Raw genomic sequence first — 16,636 nt, 5'->3', positions numbered from 1 at the left:
AAAGTTGTTCTAGAAATATGACAGTTCAGCGCAAGCACAAATCAGCGTAATCTTGGTAAAGTCGTAGCAGAAATAAAATGAGGGTGACGTTCCATCCTCTATATGCAAAATCATTCAAGTTGCATCAAGGCGGCAAGCGAGCAAATCCCCAGACGCGTACCTACGTACATGATTGGGGTGAGCGAGTGCAGCCAACGCAGAGACAGCATGAAGGATGAAGAGTACAAGAATACGTTCTAATTAAAGGATACTCAGCTATGCAATATCACCGCATTCCGCACAGCTCGCTGGAAGTTAGCGAACTGGGTTTAGGAACCATGACGTTCGGGGAACAAAACAGCGAAGCTGATGCCCACGCGCAACTCGATTTAGCCATCGCCAGCGGGATTAATCTGATTGATACCGCCGAAATGTATCCAGTGCCCCCACGTCCCGAAACTCAAGGGCTTACCGAGTCTTACATTGGCAGTTGGTTAGCCAAACGCGGCAATCGTGAGAAAATCGTCCTCGCCACAAAAATCACCGGGCCAGTCCGCAACAATGACAGTGGGATCCGTCCCGATCAGGCTCTCGATCGCAAAAATATCCGAGCCGCATTGGACGACAGCTTAAAACGGCTTAATACCGACTATATCGATCTCTATCAGCTTCACTGGCCACAGCGGCCGACTAACTGTTTTGGTCAGTTGGGCTATCGCTATACCGAGCAAAAACCGGTGGTCACTATTTTAGAAACGCTGGAAGCGCTGTCAGAACAGGTTCGTGCGGGCAAAATTCGCTACATCGGCGTTTCAAACGAAACGCCTTGGGGCGTGATGCGTTACCTCCAACTAGCAGAGAAACACGATCTGCCGCGCATTGTTTCGATTCAGAATCCCTACAGTTTGCTCAACCGCAGCTTTGAGGTAGGTCTGGCTGAAATTAGCCAGTATGAAGGGGTGGAACTGCTGGCCTATTCCTGTTTAGGCTTTGGCACCTTGAGCGGCAAGTATCTGAACGGTGCCAAACCCGCCACCGCGCGCAATACCCTGTTTAGCCGCTTTACGCGCTATACCAGCAAACAAACCGAAGCGGCGGTCGCGGAGTATGTTCAGTTAGCGAAAAAACACGCTTTAGATCCGGCACAAATGGCGCTGGCCTTCGTGCGCCAACAGCCGTTTGTAGCCAGCACGCTGCTTGGCGCAACAACGCTTGAACAGCTAAAAAGTAATATCGAAAGCAGAAATCTAGTGCTAGATGAAGAAGTGCTGAAGGCGATTGAAGAGATCCATGGTCGCTTCACTTATCCGGCGCCGTAAAAGCCAAAATAAGTCCCCTCCCGATATTGGGAGGGGAAACGAATAAGGTTTAAGCGCTGCGCTTCCTGCGCACAACGTCCCATCCCCACACACCGACAATGGCCAAGGCAAATACCACGCCAAACCCCACGCCAATCCCCACTACGGGCACGCCGACTTTGACTACCAGCGAGTAGAGTCCGAGCATCAACAGCATCGCGGTATTTTCACCAAGATTCTGCACGGCAATGGCATTACCTGCACCAACGGTGTGTTTACCCCGTTCTTGCAGGAGCGCATTAAGCGGCACCACAAAAAATCCGCCGCAAATGCCTACCAGTACTAACAACACATAGGAAAGCGATGGGCTGCTTTGCATCGCAAACCAAGCTACGACGACACCGATTAAGACGCCCGCCGGTAAACAACGTTTAACCGTCGTTAACGTCACCAGTTTTGCCGCCGCACCCGCGCCGATAACAATCCCCACGGCCACCATCGCATTCAGCAGAGTCGGCGTAGTGTTATCCGTAATATTCAGAACCACAGGCACCCACAGCACCAGCAGGAAACGCAACGTAACACCTGCGCCCCAAAACAGGCTAGTGCCGATCAGCGAGAAGCGTGCTTCCTGATTGCTCCAAAGCACACGACATGCATCGCCAAAAATAGACACCATGCGAACCGGGTTCCATGAGCGAGCGGGATGTGCGGGGTTTAACTTCGGAATGAACCCGTTAGCCACAACCGCTGCCCCATACACCAGCACACAGAGGGCTAACGCCGCAATCACGTTCAAGTCAGCCATCATGCCACCCGCCACAGATCCAATGAGGATCGCGACAATTGTGGAGGCCTCCATCAAACCATTTGCTTTTACTAGCTGATCGCCGCTGGTGATCTCGCCGAGGATCCCGTACTTAGCCGGTGAGTAAGCCGCAGCACCAATCCCCACCAAGGCATATCCCAAGAAAGGATTAAAACCAAAGCAGATTGCCAGCGCCCCCAGCAGTTTCAGCGAGTTGGCGACCATCATCACTTGGCCCTTTGAAAAACTATCGGCAAACTGCCCGACAAACGGCGCGAGCACAATATAAGTCGCCACAAACGCCATCTGCAAAACCGGTTGGCTCCAGTCGGGATAGAGCTGTTGTTTAATCACCGCAAGGGTGGCAAACAACAACGCGTTATCGCCAAATGCGGAAAAAAACTGAGCCAGAATCACCGCCTTCATGCTGCGGTTTAATAACGGCCCAGTTGAGTGTGCTGCATCTGTCATACGGTTTCTCCGTCGGCAGTTTCTTTGTTTTCAGCCAGTTGGCGCAGAGTGACAAAATCGACTTTTCCGCTACCTAGTAACGGCAGTGGCTTCAAGAAACGAATATCACGAGGTACAGCAAGCTCCGGTACTCCGCTTTCGCGCGCCTGTTTTAGCAAACGATCGCGGCTCAGTTCAGGATCGGTAGTAAACAGTACCAACGCTTCCCCTTTACTGCTGTCGCTACGTGAAGACGCTGCGTGTTCATGATCGGGAGAAATCTTCAGCGCCAGTTGTTCCACACTTTCAAGAGACACCATTTCTCCAGCCAGTTTAGCAAAGCGCTTAACGCGACCCCGAATAACACAATAGCCTTTATCATCTAGCGTCACGATATCACCGGTGTCATACCATCCCGCTTCCATCACACCGTCGGCATTTTCAGCCTGCGGCATTTCCAGTACCCCTGGATTTTCAACCCGCAGATAGCCTTTCATAATATTCGGCCCGCGCAGCTGTAAACGACCGCCCTGCTCAATCCCGGTCATCTTAATCAAACGTGCTTCCATCGACGGTAAAATGCGTCCAACGCTGCCGACCTTGGTTGACATAGGCACGTTAATTGCCACCACGGGGGCACACTCGGTCACCCCATATCCTTCAAGAATGCGGATACCAAATTTATCCTGCCAAATCTGAGCCGTATTTGGGGATAGCTTTTCTGCACCAGCCACCACATAGCGCAAACGAGCAAAATCATATGGGTGTGCAAAACGTGCGTAGTTCCCCAAAAAGGTTGAAGTGCCAAACAACACAGTACAATTACGATCGTAGACCAGTTCTGGTACTACACGATAATGCAGCGGGCTTGGATACAGGAATACACGACTGCCCGTCATCAATGGCGTTAATAGGCCAACGGTCAAGCCAAATGCATGGAACAGCGGTAAAGCAGACATAAACCGGTCAGCCGGAGTAAAATCCGCCACCGTACGGATTTGTTCGACGTTTGCTAGCAAGCTCGCGTGAGAATGTACGACACCTTTCGGATACCCCTCTGAACCAGAGGTAAACAAAATCAGCGCGGCATCATCAGGCTTTTGCGGCAGCATCGCTTTTGCTGGACACATCAAATGTTTGATAATCCAAATTTTATCATCACGCGTTACCGTGTCTTTCAGGTCTTCCAAATAAACCCAGTTAGCCTCGACGACCTGCTCCGGCAAGTGGGTCAATTTGCCCTTTTCCAAGAACTGACGCGAAGTCACGATGGTTTTGATATTGGCGGCCAACATGGCATTTTTCACACCGTTAACGCCCGCCGTATAATTCAGCAACGCTGGGACACGGTTACGGAGCGTCGCTCCAATAATCGCCGCTGCGGTTATCGTAGCATTGGGCAACAACATCCCAACGTGTTCGCCTGGCCTCGTAAAACGCTCCAAAATACGGCTCACACCAAGAGATTTCTTGAGTAATGAACGGTAACTGTCTTCCTTAAAGGCGATATCTTCAATAATAGGTTTTGAGGCACCGTAACGCGTCATTGCAGCGAGATATGCCTGATAAAGCGTATGACGCGGCTGAGAATCCATGCGCGCTTTCATCATAATATCGTGTAAACGCTCACCGGCTAAAACCCGACGTTCGCGCGCGCGCGGCGCATCAGGCATGGCTAAATGTGTTGGCGGTAAGATATTGATGCTGATCTGTGGGAACCAGCGCACCTTGAACAATCCGCGCAAACGTCCAAAAGGCGTAAACTCAGCGCCTTCAATACGAACAGGAATAATCGCGGCCCCCGAACGCGCAGCAACAAACGCGGCACCGTCATAGATTTTCATCATTGAGCCGGTCACGGTAATACGCCCTTCAGGGAAAATCACCACTGGCCGCCCCTGCTCGACCATACGAATCAGATGCTTAATCGCCATCGGCTTTGTTGGGTCGAGTGCGACGATATCGACATATTTACTGATAAAGCGCATATAGCGACTATCGGCAATAGAGCTATAGACGGCAAACACGGGACGCACCGGCAAATAAAGCGCCATCAACGCGCCATCTAAAAAAGAAACGTGATTTGGGGTGATCAGCAACTTGTCGTGTTTGAAAGAGTGTTCCAGTCCAGTTATTTTTATACGGAATAAAAAGCGGAATAGAGCGCTGAAAAAGCGATAAATCATGCACATCTCCCTATGTTCAAAAGGCTATACGCTAGCGTCAAATACAATTCGACTGAGCATACTAGAGTGCTGATATTTTTTCAGGTAATCGGAGGGAATTAATCGATTTTTAAGATTTAAGCGATACTTAAACTGCGGCAGAATTTGAGGCAAAAAAAAACCTACGCATCCGCGTAGGTCGGTGTAATTTCTTGGTTCAGTCACAAATGTACTGAAAAATTCACCAATCAATACCTCTGGGACGGTTAATGTAGAAGACATTCAGTCCCTGCACTACGCATTAATCGCAAGATAACCATTCCAAATGAAACGATATGTAAATTAGCTTTCAAACGCGAAACACCTTAAGGAAAATCACGGCCAAGAAATAAATCAGGCGAATGGGAAGCAGGCAAGGCAGCAAATGAGTGAATCCCGATGAGCTAACACAGCCGCAGCTTCAATGACGAAGGGGAAACAAAAAAAAACCTACGCATCCGCGTAGGTCGGTGTAATTTATTGGCTTCAGTCACAAATGTACTGAAATCTCACCAATCAATACCTCTGGGATGTTTAGATTAAAACGCTGTTCCATCTGTCGCCAGCGGCTAATCGCAACATTCGTGCGTAAAATGTAACTAGCGGTGTGATTTCTACGGTTCTGCGACATATCGCTAAAAACCGATACGTTGCGGGGCTTGCAGCATCGGGGCTTTTCCGCAACACTGGCGTGTAAACGCTTTCCCTTCACTGTATTTTTGGATAATCCCATGGCTACCATAAAGGATGTTGCTAGGCTCGCGGGAGTCTCCGTCGCCACGGTTTCTCGCGTTATCAATAACTCGCCAAAAGCAAGCGACAGCTCACGCGCCGCCGTGATGTCTGCCATGGAGCAGTTACAGTATCACCCAAACGCCAATGCGCGGGCATTAGCCCAACAAGCAACTGAAACTATTGGCTTAATTGTGTCAGACGTTTCCGATCCATTTTTTGGTGCCATGGTTAAGGCCGTTGAACAGGTTGCTTATGCAACCGGAAATTTTCTCCTGATCGGCAATGGCTATCACAACATCGATAAAGAACGTCAGGCTATCGAACAATTAATTCGCCATCGCTGCGCGGCGCTGGTGGTTCACTCCAAAATGATCCCAGATGAAGAGCTGGCGCATCTGATGAAACAAATACCGGGCATGGTACTGATTAACCGCACACTGCCGGGGTTTGAAACCCGCTGCGTAGCGCTTGATGACCGCTACGGCGCGTGGTTGGCAACACGCCATCTGATTCAACAAGGACATAAACACATTGCCTGCATCTGTTCTAACCATCCCATTTCGGATGCGCACGATCGTCTGCAAGGCTATTTGGATGCCCTGCACGAACACGGTATTCCGGTGGACGACAAGCTGATTGCCTATGGTTCACCTGATGAAATCGGTGGTGAGCAGGCGATGACCGAACTGCTTGGCCATGGTAAAACGCTCACCGCGGTCACCTGTTATAACGATCCTATGGCCGCAGGCGCACTGTCAGTGCTAAGCGATAACAGCATTGATGTTCCGGGGAAAATTTCACTGATCGGATTTGATGACGTTTTAATTTCGCGTTATCTGCGACCTCGCTTAACCACCATTCGTTACCCCGTCGTGGCAATGGCGACTCAAGCCGCAGAGTTGGCACTGGCCTTATCCAAACAGTTGCCGCTCCCCGAAACAACCAATATGTTCAGCCCCACGCTCGTCTGTCGACATTCGGTCTCTACGCCACGGTTGGTATGATAATCTCGCATTTTTACGCATAAAGTAGGGAAGATATTGATGATAACCATGCTGGATGTATCGCTGCGTGCTGGAGTGTCCAAGGCCACCGTTTCCCGAGTATTAAACGGTACGGGCCAAGTCAAAGAAAGCACGCGCATAGCGGTATTTAAAGCCGTAGAGGAGTTAGGCTATCGCCCCAACCTCTTAGCGCAGGCATTGGCGAATCAAACCTCCAATACCATTGGTTTAGTTGTATCAAATTTTGATGGTCCATATTTTGGCCGTTTGCTTCGACAAGCCGCACACCTGATAGAAGCAAGTGGGAAACATATGATTGTGACCGATGGTCATGATACCCCAGAAGGTGAACGTGAAGCCGTACACCTGCTTATTGACCGCCGCTGTGACGCTATCATCCTCTATACGCGTTTTATGGAAGAACCCGCGCTGATGCAGTTGATCAGCCAGCATCACGCTCTCATGGTGATTAATCGAGATTTACCTCAGGCTCGCGATCGCTGCGTCTTCTTCGAGCAACAGCAAGCCGCAAGCGAAGTGGTTAAGTATCTGATTACACAGGGTCATCGGCAAATAGCCTGCATTACGGCGCCTATTAATACACCAACCGCGCAGTCTCGCCTAGCGGGTTATAAAGATGCTCTGGAACAAAATCAAATAACCTATCACGACAGCTTAGTTACACTCGGTGATAGCAGTGTTGCAGGTGGTTACCATGCCTGCTGTGAACTACTTGCTCGTCAGCAACCTTTCACTGCCCTCTTTGCCTGCAACGACGATATGGCGATCGGCGCACTTCGCGCCTTACATCAGGCCGGAAAACGCGTACCCGAGGATGTCTCACTATTTGGTTTCGACGATGAACCTAGCGCCGAGTATCTACAACCGTCGCTTTCCACGGTTTACTTACCTATCGATAAGATGATCTCTACGGCAATTACCCAAGCGCTGCGATTAAGCAGTGGCGAGATTGTAGAACCTGTAGAGCCGTTTGTGGGAGAGTTGAAAGTGAGAGAGTCTGTAGCCAAGATTAAATAATAATACTGTTCACCTTAATATTATCTGCTGTATTATTTAAAGTGTTAACAACAGAATTTAATATCAAGGATGAAAAATTCACTATGGGTTTCCCGATAATCGCCCAAATTAATGCTATCGCTCAACTTAATGAAAATGAAGATTTAAGTGAGCATTGTTATAATCTTTTCCAATCATTTTGCGACCAAACATTCTGGATACTTGGCGAGCATAAACCGATAAGTAACGGTAAGTCTGAATTTTCAGGTATCTTTCACATATTGCCAGAAACGGGCGATAAAATAATATACAGTTATTTATCTGTAGATGAAAATACACAACCCGAATACCTTCCCGCCATACAAGAAAGCGATGATTCAGCACAGTGGACACCTGTTAATGGCTTCGTGATTCTAAAACTTGCAACAATGGAACGGTTTGCGCTAGTCGCTACGGAAAATAGCGATAACTACGCAATCCTTGAGCATGGCCAAATAATGAGCCTGATCGTCACAGCTAAAGAAAAAAACGAAAAAATCGAATTAAATCAGCCACAAAAAACCATAACAGTGCTTGATATGCCACGGGATTTTTGTCGCCAGATTTATCTATACTGTCGTGGTCAAAAAGAGATATATACTTGTCGTTTAGCGCTTGCAAATGTCACGGAGTCTACATCAGGTCTTGATAACTTCACATTACTGATGCTATTGGATTGCGGTGATAAAGAACGCACTCACAAACACTTTGCTGAAATTAAAAAGAATTACATGTCCTTGCTGCCCATGAATATAGAACTTATTTTCTTAACCGCAGATAACAGTCCTCGCTTTAATAAATTAGCTAACCTTATTCATGACGCAAAACCATTTTACAGCAAGCAAGACTCCCAAGGTTTCTTCGCCAAATTAAAAAGACGCCTACGCCATCCATTACCGATCGCATTAGTATTTAAAGAATAGCAGTACCATATCTGATAGAAATACCACTCAATCATACGCATTAATGATGATAAGTCTCATGGCATTTCTGTGAATTATCATCATTTCTCTCGACTGAATATCTTTATCATTGAGTTCAATGATATTTCGTCATGGGAAGAGTCCTTCGACACTAATGTCGAACCCGCCCTCAAGTGTCGACAACGACACACTTCCGACACCCAAAAACACCATTAACCAAGACCAATAACTCACTGTAAATAAACAACTATTTTCCAATTTACGCCTACTGGCACGTTTTGTGCTTAACAAAGGGGAATTTAACTTTTGTAGTCTGAACCAGAGGACTGAACATGAACCGCTTTGTTATTGCGGATCCCCGATTATGTATCGGGTGCAACACCTGTATGGCCGCTTGCTCTGAAGAGCATAAGATGTACGGCCTGCAAACTGAGCCGCGTCTGGTGGTGGTCAAAAACAGTCGCGACTCCGTGCCTGTGATGTGTCACCAGTGTGAAGACGCGCCGTGCGCACAGGTTTGCCCGGTCAATGCGATTACCCATACCAATGATTCCATTCAGCTTAACGAAAGCCTGTGCGTAAGCTGCAAACTGTGCGGCATTGCCTGCCCATTTGGTGCTATCACTATGAACGGCAGTAAGCCCCTGCATATTCCAGCCAACAGCAACACGCCGATGGCTCTTCCTGCACCGCCAAACAAACGTGGCATTAGCCCATTCCTAGATTGGTATCCCGGTATCCGCAGCATCGCCGTGAAATGCGATTTATGTCAGTTCAGCGAACAAGGGCCCGCATGCGTCCGTGCCTGCCCAACTCACGCCATCATGTTGGTTGATGATAACCAGTTGGCTCTGGCCAGCGCCGCCAAACGTCAAAATGCAATGGACGCCATGGATGCCGATTTGATGATGTTTAGTTCATTCGCAGAGGGGTCCGACGCACAATGAATACCGTTGAATTATTGAGCTTCGCACTCAGTATTTATTTGATCTCCGCCCTGCTATCGCTGGTATTAGGATCAACCGGCTCTGGCTGGCTCGGCGCTCGCGTTGCTGCGTTAGGCGCATTCGTTGCTGGCGCAGCGGGCACATGGAGCGCGTGCCAAGGTCTTACTTTTACCCCAGAGATCGTTAGCGCCAACCTGTTTAATCACACGCCAGTGCTATTTAACACGTTGAACAGCCTAATGCTGTTACTGACCTCCGCCGTCAGCCTGCTGTGTGCTATTTATGCCTTTAGTTATCTGAAAAGCTATATACCGAAGAAAGCCGCGCTGATTGGCTGTTTGATGAACATGCTCAGCGCTGCCATCAGTCTGTTAGTCCTCACCGATAACGCGGTGATGTTTGTAGCACTGCTTGAGTTGATGACTCTGTTCACCGCGCTGCTGGTATGGCAAGCACAAGATGCAAAAGCACGTAAGGCTGCCAGCCTTTATTGGCTGATGTCACGCTTGGGCACCGTGTTTATCATTGCCGCATTTTGGATTCTGTATCGCCATAGTGGCACTTTGGCGCTGAGCGAATTTCACCTTGCCACGCTCAGCCGTGGCTTAGCCTCATGGGTATTTGTACTCGGTTTGCTCGGCTTCGGTATTGTTTCTGGCTTGGTTCCATTACATGGCTGGATCCCTCAGGTTCACTCCAGCGCACCAAGCCATGCCGCCACGCTCGTCTCTTCCGTGATGTTAAAAGTGGGTCTGTTTGGGTTGCTGAAACTCAGCATTGACTGGCTAGGAATGCCGCAGCTGTGGTGGGGCGCAGCGCTGATGATTATCGGTGCGCTCACGGCCTTTATCGGTGGTTTGTACGCCCTGATGGAGCACGATATCAAACGCCTCTTGGCTTATCACACCGTGGAAAATATCGGCATCATTCTGCTTGGGCTTTCTGCCTGTGTGCTTGGGCTGGCGCTGGGTAAACCTACGCTTGCCGTGCTCGGTTTAATGGCTGGACTGTTCCATTTGGTTAACCACACCTTATTTAAAGGCGTGTTATTCCTTGGCGCTGGTGCGGTAATCCGCAGTACCGGTGCGAAAGATATTGAAAAATTGGGTGGCGTTGCACGTCGTATGCCGCTAACAGCAACTGCCATGCTAATTGGCCTGATGTCGATGGCCGCTTTACCACCGCTTAACGGCTTTGTGAGTGAGTGGTTTACCTACCAGACCCTGTTCTCTCTCAGCCACTCCTCAACCTTGAGCATGCGTATCATCGCCCCTTTGGTGATGGTTGTTCTGGCGATTACCGGCGCACTAGCCGTGATGTGCGTGGCGAAAATCTTCGGTGTGACATTCCTCGGCGCTCCTCGCAGCGAGGGTGCGGCTAACGCAGGCTGCGCTCCGGCATCCATGTTGTTCTCTCCGGTGCTATTAGCCATTGGCTGTTTGGCCTTCGGTATTGGCGCTCCATGGGTACTGCCTTACATGCTGAAAATAGCGGCTGGATCGCTCGGTTTAATGCTCGATCCACATCAGATGACTCAGGGTGCCGTGATGATTTCTGGCACGACTAACACCACCCTGCTGTCCACGCTGATGATTGCCATTCTACTTCTGGCCTTCCCCATTATTCCTTTGCTGTTGGTGGGTATGTACAAAAACGCACGCCTGCCACGTCGTCGTCATGGAGACGCATGGGCCTGTGGCTATGGGCATGAAGCCGGAATGGTCGTTACAGCCACAGGCTTTGCTCAACCACTGCGTGTGATGTTCGCCCCTGTTTATCGTCTGCGTCAGGTATTCAATCCAGCACCGCTGTTTGGTGGTCTGCTACGCGAAGGCGCTATGCGCATTTATCCCGCGTTAGCGGTGATTGAGCTCGCCCTGCTGTTAGTGGCGATTTTCGCCTGAGGAGAATGATATGAGTTCGCTTTCCATCCTTGTGCTAGCCCTGATTCAGGCATTAGCCCTGTTAGCACTGGCTCCACTGTTTAGCGGTATTTCCCGCGTGCTACGAGCCAAAATACACAGCCGTAAAGGACCTGATATTTTTCAGGACTATCGCGACATTTTTAAACTGTTCAAACGCCAGAATATTTCACCGGCAGCCTCTGGCGTATTTTTCCAAATGATGCCGTATGTCATGGTCGGCACGATGTTAACTATCGCTACCGCACTACCGATAGTGACAGTTATCAGCCCACTAGCCCCTATCGGCGATTTAATCACCGTCGTATATCTGTTTGCCGTTGCACGTTTCTTCTTTGCGATTGCAGGGTTAGACACCGGCAGCACTTTTACTGGGATCGGCGCTAGCCGTGAATCCATGCTAGGCATTCTAGTAGAACCAATCCTGATGCTTGGTTTGTGGGTTACGGCTCTGCTGGCGGGTTCAACCAACCTTGGTGTGATGAGTTTTCACGTACTGGAGTGGAATGTGAATTCTTCTCTGGCCTTGGTGCTAGCGCTGCTGGCCTGCGCATTCGCCACCTTTATCGAAATGGGCAAACTCCCGTTTGATATGGCAGAAGCAGAACAGGAACTTCAAGAAGGCCCACTAACGGAATACTCCGGCTCGGCGTTTGCAGTATTAAAACTGGGTATCAGTCTGAAACAGCTGGTGGTTTTACAACTGTTTATCGGCGTATTTGTTCCTTGGGGACAAATGACCACCTTCAGCGCAGGCGCATTGGTTCTAGCCATCGTCGCAGCAATTATCAAGCTGCTGGTCGGCATCGCTCTGATTGCGCTATTCGAAAACAGCGTTGCCCGTTTACGTTTCCTAAAAACGTCGTACACCACGTGGGCCGGTTTTGGCTTGGCTGCGGCGGCATTCTTATCTTGGTTAATTGCGTGAGGCCGGGCATGACAGCATTTCTGACTCACTTATTTTTAGTTTCATCCTCTCAGCTTACGAGGCATCGCGGCTCATGAACCAGCAAAAAACAGGTCAACATTACATTCAGGAACTGCGTCAGCAGTTTCCCACAGCGATTCTGGACGAAAGCTGGCAGACCGATACTCAGGCAACCATCACCATTAAAACCAATATGTTGCCGGAAGTTGTCGAGTTTCTGTATTACAAGCAGGGTGGCTGGTTATCCGTTCTGTTCGGCAACGACGAGCGCCCGCTGTGCGGTAGCTATGCGGTTTACTACGTTCTATCCATGGAAACCGGCACCAAATGCTGGATCACGGTAAAAGCACTGGTCGATGAGAGAACGCTAGAATTCCCATCCGTCACTCCACGCGTGCCCGCTGCGGTCTGGGGCGAGCGTGAAGTTCGCGATATGTATGGCCTCATTCCCGTGGGTTTGCCCGACGAACGCCGTCTGGTTCTGCCCGATGATTGGCCGGATGAACTGTATCCGCTACGCAAAGATTCAATGGATTATCGCCAGCGCCCTGCACCAACCACCGACGTTGAAACCTATCCATTTATCAACGAAAGCAAAAGCGGAAAAATTGTTCCTATTGGCCCGCTACATATCACCTCTGATGAACCAGGGCATTTCCGCCTGTTCGTTGATGGTGAAGATATCGTTGATGCCGATTATCGTCTGTTCTATGTGCATCGTGGCATGGAAAAACTGGCCGAAACGCGCATGGGCTACAACGAAGTGACCTTCTTGTCTGACCGTGTGTGTGGCATCTGTGGGTTTGCCCACAGCACCGCATATACCACTTCGGTAGAAAATGCGATGGGCATTCAGGTACCAGAACGTGCGCAGGCTATTCGCTCAATTCTGCTCGAAGTAGAACGTCTACACAGTCATCTGCTAAACCTCGGCTTATCGTGCCACTTTGTCGGCTTTGATTCCGGTTTCATGCAGTTCTTCCGCGTACGTGAAAAATCGATGAAGATGGCGGAAATCCTGACCGGTGCGCGTAAGACCTACGGTCTGAATCTGATCGGCGGAATTCGTCGCGATCTGTTGAAAGACGACATGATCAAAACCCGCATTCTGGCTGCCGAAATGCGCGCTGAAGTGAAAACGCTAGTCGATATCCTATTTAGCACGCCAAATATGGAACAGCGTACTGTAGGCGTAGGTCGTCTGGATCCACAGATTGCTCGCGATTTCAGTAACGTCGGCCCCATGATTCGTGCAAGCGGACACGCCCGTGATACCCGAGTCGATCATCCATTTGCAGGCTACGACCTGCTGCCAATGGAAATTCACACCGAAACCGGCTGCGACGTCATCTCCCGAGTGAAGGTTCGCGTAAACGAAGTCTTCACCGCGTTGAACATGATCGACTTTGGTCTGGATAACCTGCCGGGCGGCCCGCTGTCGGTAGAAGGTTTCACCTATATCCCTAACCGCTTTGCGTTGGGCTTCTCCGAAGCACCGCGCGGTGACGATATCCATTGGTCAATGACCGGTGACAACCAGAAACTGTATCGCTGGCGCTGCCGTGCAGCCACTTACTCTAACTGGCCAACGCTGCGTTACATGCTGCGTGGTAACACCGTATCCGATGCACCGCTGATCATTGGTAGCCTCGATCCTTGCTACTCCTGTACTGACCGCGTAACGCTGGTAGACGTGCGTAAGCGCAAGTCCGTTACCGTACCGTACAAAGAAATCGAGCGTTATGGTCTGGAACGTAAAGACTCACCGCTGAAGTAAGGTCAGGAGAAACGTCATGCTGAAATTATTAAAAACGGCCTTTAAGCATCGTGATGCCACGGTAGCTTATCCGGCCAAACCCATGCAGGTTGATCCGAACTTTCGCGGCAAGCCTGAATATAATCCAGAGCAGTGCATCGCTTGTGGTGCCTGCACCGCCGCCTGCCCTGCCAACGCGTTAACGATGGAAACCAACGCACGTGAAGGGACGCGCACTTGGTCACTTCATCTGGGGCGCTGCATTTTCTGCGCGCGCTGTGAAGAAGTCTGCCCAACCGCCGCAATCAAGCTGACACCTGAGTTTGAGCTAGCCGTTTGGAACAAAAACGATCTGTTTCAAACCGCTGAGTTCAAGGTGTGCAACTGTGTTGAATGCGGTGCGCCTTACGCAGCACAGAAAGAGATCGATTACGCCATGGCCCTGCTGGTGCAGGCAGGAAATCTAACCGAGGAGCAGGCCGAAGAACGCCGTCCACAGTTTGAAACCTGTCCGAACTGCAAACGTAAACACAATATTACCCACTCAGCACGCATTACGCTGGGACGTCACCTGACTCAGGAGGCGGCACAATGAGCCAGATTATCACGCAACAGCCCGTCAATAATTCACCCATTATTGGCCCACGCGACGCCAACGGTTTGCCCGTTCCGATTACCGTAGATGAGCAGATTGCCAAGCTCAAAAGCACGTTGTTAAAAGACATTCGCCGTTCGGCGTATGTTTACCGCGTTGACTGCGGTGGCTGTAACGGCTGTGAAATCGAGATTTTCTCGGCGCTCACTCCGCTGTTTGACACTGAACGCTTCGGGATTAAGGTCGTTCCATCACCACGCCATGCAGATATCTTGCTGTTTACCGGTGCAGTTACCCGTTCCATGCGTATTCCCGCGATCCGCGCCTATGAATCTGCGCCCGATCCAAAGATCGTGATCTCTTATGGTGCCTGTGGCTGCAGCGGCGGCATCTTCCACGATCTGTACTGCGTTTGGGGTGGCACAGACAAAATTGTTCCGGTTGACGTCTATATCCCAGGATGCCCGCCAACACCTGCCGCGACTATCTACGGTTTTGCGATGGCGTTAGGTTTGTTGGATCAAAAGCTGAAGGGCGAACACCACCAGCAGAGTGAAGATGAACAGGCGACTATTTTGCACCCTGCGATCCCACAACAGCTACGTGTGATGATCGACCGCGAAGCTCGTCGTATGTCTGGCTATCGTTACGGTCGTCAGATCGCTGATAAATTCATGGATCTGCTCGCTCAACAAAACGATCTGACTGTGGAAGCGCGCGTGGCGCAATTCTTAGCACATGAAAACGATCCTCGCTTAACCGAGATTATCTCCCGCTTACAAGCGGTGTGTCATGACGCAGCACGAGGGGGCAACGTCTAATGAGCGACCACGCCCGTCACCAGCCTTATCATGAGCAAGATCCAATGGTTGTGTTCTATTCCCTCAGCCGGAAATTCGTGCAGAAAAAGGAAGATGAGGACAGAACTCCGCAGGAAGCGAAGGAAGTGATTTATTACAGTCTCGCGATTGGTCATCACCTTGGCGTGATCGACTGCTTAAAAACCTGTTTGGAGTGCCCACTGAGCGGTTATCGGGCGTGGGTTGCTAAGCTGCCGGAAGAGAGTACTGCGCGCCGCAAACTGGAAGGGCTGCCTCGCTATGGTGAAATCTGCATTGATAGTACCCACACGCATATGCTGGCCTGCGCGTTAGACAAAGCACGCCCGCAGATGAATGAGCAAGAACAGACATGGACGGATGCACTGATCGCTGCATTGCAGATGATCGAAAATGAACCCGCAATCTATCTGATGGTGAAAAGACGCGATGGCTAATTCCTTGCAAGAGAACATCCGCCCCGTAAAAAACCTGCTGCTATGCGTGGGCAACAGCATGATGGGGGACGACGGTGCCGGTCCCCTACTGGCTGAGAAAGTGACCGCTCACCCAGTAGAAGGCTGGGCAGTTATCGACGGCGGCACGTCTCCAGAAAGCTATTCTCATGCTATTCGTGAGATGAAACCCGAGCGTCTGATTATCGTCGACGCCACCGAAATGGGCTTAGAACCGGGTGAAATCCGTATCATTGATGAGAAAGACATCGCAGAACTTTTTATCGTCACCACGCATAACCTACCGCTGAGCTATTTGATCGAGCAGCTACGCGAAGATGTTCCTGACATCACCTTCGTGGGCATTCAACCCGCGATTGTCGCGTTCTACGCGCCAATGATGCAGCCAGTCAAAGACGCCGTTGATACCGTTTATCAACGTCTTAGCCACTGGGGTGAACAGGGAGGATTTGAGCTGCTGGTGGCATGTGAGGATGAGTTTGGGGTGAGCAGTCAAAGCTGAAATGATTGATGTCGTTGACTGGGATGGCATTTTCACTCCGATTAAGTACTAACTATACAAGCATGGTGTAATGTTTCGTTCGCCAGTCAGTACATGCGTTTCCATGGACCCGCTGGCGAAGGCGACCGATGAGAGCCCCGTTGCGCGGGGGCTCTCAACTCGCGCGCTTTTATCCGAGACGCCATCTCCGCTCCGGTTTGGTATCGCCCATCCAGGGCGCCCCAAACTCCGCCGA

Annotated in this window: 14 protein-coding genes; 12 read left to right on the top strand and 2 right to left on the bottom strand. The window is 50.2% G+C overall.

Going from position 1 to position 16,636, the window contains the following annotated elements:
* Window positions 1-257: 257 nt before the first annotated feature.
* Window positions 258-1,298, top strand: a complete 1,041-nt coding sequence (locus RSC70_RS20170; protein WP_008815135.1) for an NADP(H)-dependent aldo-keto reductase — start codon at window positions 258-260, stop codon at window positions 1,296-1,298.
* A 49-nt stretch (window positions 1,299-1,347) separates the two neighbouring features.
* On the opposite strand, the gene lplT is transcribed toward RSC70_RS20170, so the two are convergent.
* On the bottom strand, window positions 1,348-2,556 hold the full coding sequence (lplT, locus tag RSC70_RS20165; RefSeq protein ID WP_039185542.1) for a lysophospholipid transporter LplT: 1,209 nt from the start codon (window positions 2,554-2,556) through the stop codon (window positions 1,348-1,350).
* Window positions 2,553-4,721: a bifunctional acyl-ACP--phospholipid O-acyltransferase/long-chain-fatty-acid--ACP ligase gene (gene aas / locus RSC70_RS20160; protein WP_039185540.1), complete on the bottom strand. Its 2,169-nt coding sequence runs from the start codon at window positions 4,719-4,721 to the stop codon at window positions 2,553-2,555. Before aas ends, lplT begins: the two co-directional genes overlap by 4 nt.
* A gap of 749 nt (window positions 4,722-5,470) precedes the next feature.
* Between aas and galR the strand changes: the two genes are divergently transcribed.
* The 11 genes from galR (at window position 5,471) to hycI (ending at window position 16,401) form a co-directional block, all read left to right on the top strand.
* Window positions 5,471-6,478, top strand: a complete 1,008-nt coding sequence (gene galR, locus RSC70_RS20155) for an HTH-type transcriptional regulator GalR (RefSeq protein ID WP_008815132.1) — start codon at window positions 5,471-5,473, stop codon at window positions 6,476-6,478.
* 39 nt (window positions 6,479-6,517) lie between these two features.
* A complete protein-coding gene (locus RSC70_RS20150; RefSeq protein WP_039185534.1) occupies window positions 6,518-7,516 on the top strand; it encodes a LacI family DNA-binding transcriptional regulator in 999 nt (332 codons plus the stop codon).
* 41 nt (window positions 7,517-7,557) lie between these two features.
* Window positions 7,558-8,457 carry an enhanced serine sensitivity protein SseB C-terminal domain-containing protein gene (locus tag RSC70_RS20145; RefSeq protein ID WP_332543404.1) on the top strand — a complete coding sequence of 300 codons (900 nt, stop codon included), beginning with the start codon at window positions 7,558-7,560 and terminating at the stop codon, window positions 8,455-8,457.
* Between the two features lie 332 nt (window positions 8,458-8,789).
* Window positions 8,790-9,404: a 4Fe-4S dicluster domain-containing protein gene (locus tag RSC70_RS20140; RefSeq protein WP_008815129.1), complete on the top strand. Its 615-nt coding sequence runs from the start codon at window positions 8,790-8,792 to the stop codon at window positions 9,402-9,404.
* Window positions 9,401-11,308: a proton-conducting transporter transmembrane domain-containing protein gene (locus RSC70_RS20135; protein ID WP_039185530.1), complete on the top strand. Its 1,908-nt coding sequence runs from the start codon at window positions 9,401-9,403 to the stop codon at window positions 11,306-11,308. Before RSC70_RS20140 ends, RSC70_RS20135 begins: the two co-directional genes overlap by 4 nt.
* Window positions 11,309-11,318: 10 nt before the next feature.
* Window positions 11,319-12,254 carry a respiratory chain complex I subunit 1 family protein gene (locus tag RSC70_RS20130; protein WP_332543402.1) on the top strand — a complete coding sequence of 312 codons (936 nt, stop codon included), beginning with the start codon at window positions 11,319-11,321 and terminating at the stop codon, window positions 12,252-12,254.
* A gap of 73 nt (window positions 12,255-12,327) precedes the next feature.
* Window positions 12,328-14,031, top strand: a complete 1,704-nt coding sequence (locus tag RSC70_RS20125) for a hydrogenase large subunit (protein WP_035503012.1) — start codon at window positions 12,328-12,330, stop codon at window positions 14,029-14,031.
* Window positions 14,032-14,047: 16 nt separating this feature from the next.
* Entirely contained in the window at window positions 14,048-14,605 is a 558-nt protein-coding gene (locus tag RSC70_RS20120; protein WP_008815125.1) for a formate hydrogenlyase complex iron-sulfur subunit, read from the top strand.
* Entirely contained in the window at window positions 14,602-15,426 is an 825-nt protein-coding gene (locus RSC70_RS20115) for an NADH-quinone oxidoreductase subunit B family protein (protein WP_004091671.1), read from the top strand. Before RSC70_RS20120 ends, RSC70_RS20115 begins: the two co-directional genes overlap by 4 nt.
* Window positions 15,426-15,881, top strand: coding sequence for a formate hydrogenlyase maturation HycH family protein (locus RSC70_RS20110; RefSeq protein ID WP_039185524.1), 456 nt, complete (start codon window positions 15,426-15,428; stop codon window positions 15,879-15,881). The genes RSC70_RS20115 and RSC70_RS20110 overlap by 1 nt, the downstream gene beginning before the upstream one ends.
* On the top strand, window positions 15,874-16,401 hold the full coding sequence (gene hycI / locus RSC70_RS20105; protein WP_008815123.1) for a hydrogenase maturation peptidase HycI: 528 nt from the start codon (window positions 15,874-15,876) through the stop codon (window positions 16,399-16,401). The genes RSC70_RS20110 and hycI overlap by 8 nt, the downstream gene beginning before the upstream one ends.
* The last annotated feature ends 235 nt before the right edge of the window (window positions 16,402-16,636 follow it).

The sequence above is a fragment of the Hafnia sp. genome, assembly GCF_036648275.1.
Classification (GTDB): Bacteria; Pseudomonadota; Gammaproteobacteria; order Enterobacterales; family Enterobacteriaceae; genus Hafnia; species Hafnia alvei.
Note: the sequence above shows the minus strand (reverse complement) of the source record. Positions and strands in the feature narration are given on the sequence as shown.